The 3,367-nt window shown below is 47.6% G+C and carries 5 protein-coding genes; all 5 read left to right on the forward strand.

Annotated features, from left to right (window positions below; all coding sequences use genetic code 11):
* Positions 1-117: 117 nt before the first annotated feature.
* Positions 118-318, forward strand: a complete 201-nt coding sequence (locus tag IEI94_RS05640; protein WP_191166353.1) for a phage baseplate assembly protein V — start codon at positions 118-120, stop codon at positions 316-318.
* A 14-nt stretch (positions 319-332) separates the two neighbouring features.
* Positions 333-1,067, forward strand: coding sequence for a sulfite exporter TauE/SafE family protein (locus IEI94_RS05645; protein ID WP_191166354.1), 735 nt, complete (start codon positions 333-335; stop codon positions 1,065-1,067).
* 323 nt (positions 1,068-1,390) lie between these two features.
* On the forward strand, positions 1,391-2,122 hold the full coding sequence (locus tag IEI94_RS05650) for a hypothetical protein (RefSeq protein WP_191166355.1): 732 nt from the start codon (positions 1,391-1,393) through the stop codon (positions 2,120-2,122).
* A 361-nt stretch (positions 2,123-2,483) separates the two neighbouring features.
* Complete coding sequence (locus IEI94_RS05655; protein WP_191166356.1) at positions 2,484-2,657, forward strand: hypothetical protein; 174 nt, start codon at positions 2,484-2,486, stop codon at positions 2,655-2,657.
* A gap of 10 nt (positions 2,658-2,667) precedes the next feature.
* On the forward strand, positions 2,668-3,367 hold a 700-nt coding region (locus tag IEI94_RS05660), incomplete at its 3' end, for a mechanosensitive ion channel family protein (protein WP_224749956.1).

Consider the following 3,367-nt stretch of genomic DNA (forward strand, 5'->3'; position numbering starts at 1 on the left):
ATCAGCGACCAGCTATGGTCGGATAGCTCGTAGCGTCCTGCCATACCTCACCTATGCTGCTGCGGCATAGGAAAAATTAGCAGAATCTACTTTTCGTACAAAGCCTAGGTCGCCTTCATGGTCGGCCCCGAGGGCGAAGAGATCCACTGCGACGAACACGGCCGGGTCAAGGTGCAGTTCCCCTGGGACCGCTACGCCGAACCTGACGATACCGCAAGTTGTTGGATCCGCGTCGCCCAGGGCTGGGCCGGCGGCGGCTACGGTAGCATCGCCAGATTGGGGCTCTGGTCTTTTCCGCTGTCAAAGTCTCAGGTGTAAATGAGTCCAGTGCGATGTGGTTTATACAGCCAAGGGAAGACTATAAATCATCAATACCATGGAAGAATGTGGATGATGATGTAATTAGTTGGCAGATAAGGGCGAGAAATTATAGCGTTAAGTCTGCAAATGTTATGTTTGCTTCTGTCTTTATTTTGGCCTTGCTTGCAGGGTGGGTGGCAATTCTTTTTGGCGGAAACAACACTCTCTTATCCATTTTTCTCGGAGGGGGGATGTTTTTCTTTACTATCTTTATAGGAATGAGCATGACCCATCAGACAGCCATCCTTGCTTATCGCTTCACAGAAAGTCGAGGAGAAATATTTTCATGGAATCCACAAGCTGATGCCGTGAAGCCACTTATGAAGTGGACAGCTATCGGTAGCGCTGCACTAGTATTAGTGCTTATCCTTATCGATCCCGCTTTTATTGTTGCATCTATTGGTCCGGTAGGGTTAGGTATTGCTGCGTTGGCTATGGGCAACTCGAAAAAGCAGTATAATTTTTGGCGTCAAGAAAAGCACCACGAATTTGAATGGCGCAAGACGGAAAAAATCCGTGTCTGGCGGAAGCGTAATGTTATTGCATTGACCTATCCCTATAAGCCATTCAAGAGGAACTCACGCTATCGGCCGCGTACGGAATATCTTTTTTTCCACAAGCATGAGCTGGAGGATCGTATTGCCTTTTTCAAGGAACACCTTCCCGATGCCAAATATGAAGAGGGCCCCGTTACGATTTACTCCTAAGTTAAGCTGAGCATAGAATGCTATGGCTTGGGAATAGCTTTTTCCTACCACCCGCTATGATGGGCTGCGCCACCATACATCTGGCAGGCGTGGATTCCCGCGGAACAGCTAGCGGAGGATGCGTCTTTTGCACTGAATATCCGTTACGTTGAGGCGATATACCACGATAGTAACGGTGAGCTGAGCTTTACCTTTTACAAGCAGAAGGCTAGTGGAGGGGACTATGGGTGGAGGTTAACAACGAGTATCGCTACCTGTGCTCCTCATCGACTGTGACGCTCACAGTTCCTAAAAGTCCTGAATCATAGGAGAGAGTATCAAGCATGTGGTTTGTTCAGCCTAAACAGGACTATGTGGCGCAGATGCCATGGAAGCATGCAGATGAGACTGCCATTATGAGCTGGCAGATTAGGGCGCGTAATTATAATATCTTTGTGGCCAATATTTTGTTTTGCGTGCTTTTTGTAGTGTGTTTGATTTCAGCCTATTTGTCTTCCTTCGTAGGAGTGAGCTTGCTATCTAAGGCTTTTATTGGAGGAGGGATGTTTGTTTTTTTAATATTGATTGCTATGAGCATGACCCACCAGACCTCCATCCTTGTTTACAGATTTACAGCGCAAAGCGCTGAAGTGTGCTCCTGGAAACCACAAATGGATTCGGTAAAACCATTTTTAAAATGGTCCGCTATTATTTTGATGCCGATTGTTCTGGTGCTGATTCTCATGGATCCCTCGTTGCTCATTACCAGCCTAGGGCCGCTAGCAATGGGCTTTGCGGCTTGGATGATGGGATCATCAAAAGGCTACCAGGAAATGGCCCGAGGAAGTCGACATGAAGAGATTGACTGGACAAAAACGGAGCATATCAAGGTCTGGCGAAAGCGAAGCATGATTGCGCTGACCTATCAGTGGAAGCCTTTCAAGCGTAATTCTAGCTATCGACCGAGAACACACCTTCTCTACTGCCTTCCCGAAGAACTGGATGACCGCATTCAGTTCTTCAAGGAACACCTACCTAATGCTGAATATGAAGAAGGCAAAATTGATATACCATAAAGCTCGGCTTTTCGCGAGCCGGTGGTGTTACGTTTCGAAGCGAAGGGGCTGATATAAAAAGATAGTAATAAGGCTCCGTTCAAGCGCGTGATGACCCTGCTGTAAATCCTGCATCAGACCTCGGCTAAACCCACGAAAGCATTGCGGAGGTGGTGATATAACCCGAACGTATCAGGGCTACTGGGTACAAGTCGCCTTTCCCGCTTCGCTGGCGTTGACATTATGAACAAAGTCCCACTCAACAAGGTGACCGGGGGCCGTTCTACCCGCTGACGCTGGCTATGACACTGACGATGTACGAGTATGGCAAGCCTGGATTCCCGCCAGTGAGCAAGCCGAGCGCGAGCCGTTTGTACTGACAGTGAATTATGCAGAGACGCTGCTCGCATCATCAGAAAGCAGCCTGGGCTTTACCTTTTACAAGCCGAATGCCGCCCGAGGCAAAAAAGAGATCGAGCCCAATAGCGAAGAAGGCCAAGGCATCAGCCTGCCCGCTCGCTTTGAAATCACGGTGCCCATGAGTTTAGAAGAGTAAGGATATTGATATGTGGTTTGTACAACCCAAGCAGGACTATATTCCAGAGATGCCATGGAAGCACACAGATGAGCCTGCCCTCATGAGCTGGCAAATTCGGTCACGGAATTATAATACTTTTGCAGCAAATGTTTTGCTGGCGATATTAACAGTCGTTAACTTGGCCGGTGCTTATGTTGTCTTGTATGCATCTACATATGTTTTTGAGAACTTTTTTTTCTCTACTTTGACAGGGGGGGGGATGTTTCTTGTTTTTATGCTAATTGCCATGAGTATGACGCATCAGACATCTATCTTGGTTTTCCGGTTTGCAACGAAAAATGCTGAGGTTTTCTCTTGGAAACCACAAGTGGATTCAGTAAAACCATTTTTAAAATGGTCCGCCATTATTTTGATGCCAATTGTTCTGGTGCTGATTCTCATGGATCCCTCGTTGCTCATTACCAGCCTAGGGCCGCTGGCAATGGGCTTTGCGGCCTGGATGATGGGATCATCAAAAGGCTACCAGGAAATAGCCCGAGGAAGTCGACATGAAGAGATTGACTGGACAAAAACGGAGCATATCAAGGTCTGGCGAAAACGAAGCATGATTGCGTTGATCTATCAGTGGAAGCCTTTCAAGCGTAATTCTAGCTACCGACCGAGAACACATCTTCTCTACTGCCTTCCCGAAGAACTGGATGACCGCATTCAGTTCTTCAAGGAACACC

This window comes from Halomonas sp. ML-15, assembly GCF_014779595.1.
Lineage (GTDB): Bacteria > Pseudomonadota > Gammaproteobacteria > Pseudomonadales > Halomonadaceae > Franzmannia.

Coding starts and splice junctions, on each gene's coding strand:
- IEI94_RS05645 (WP_191166354.1), top strand. CDS start 333: ATGTGGTTTATACAGCCAAGGGAAGACTATAAATCATCAATACCATGG.
- IEI94_RS05650 (WP_191166355.1), top strand. CDS start 1,391: ATGTGGTTTGTTCAGCCTAAACAGGACTATGTGGCGCAGATGCCATGG.
- IEI94_RS05640 (WP_191166353.1), top strand. CDS start 118: ATGGTCGGCCCCGAGGGCGAAGAGATCCACTGCGACGAACACGGCCGG.